The organism is Chromobacterium sp. Ag138 (assembly GCF_055181315.1).
The window spans coordinates 2784580-2784912 of record NZ_JBUPWA010000001.1; the positions used below are offsets into that span (position 1 = coordinate 2784580).

General features: G+C 52.3%; 1 tRNA gene. It reads right to left on the bottom strand.

The features are described from left to right. Positions 1-95: 95 nt before the first annotated feature. A tRNA-Ala gene (locus tag ACY3GB_RS12830) sits at positions 96-171 on the bottom strand. Between the last annotated feature and the right edge of the window lie 162 nt (positions 172-333).

The window sequence follows — 333 nt, forward strand, 5'->3', positions numbered from 1 at the left end:
TAAAGATCGGGCGTATTGCTGAGCAGCTTTCGCTGCACGCGTACAACGCAAACAGAATCAAACTTAATTAAGTTCGTTTTTGGTTGCACTGTAAGTGGTGGAGGATGACGGGATCGAACCGACGACCCCCTGCTTGCAAAGCAGGTGCTCTCCCAACTGAGCTAATCCCCCGCTAAATCCGAAATACCGCGTTGCTTAGTCGCTCGTGTACATTTGTACACGTCGCGCCTGCGCGCCTTGTCTTTCGGCTTTATCTCCGGGTGCCCATTCAGAACACCCAGATGAATACTGGTGGGTCTGGTAGGACTCGAACCTACGACCCCTGCGTTATCA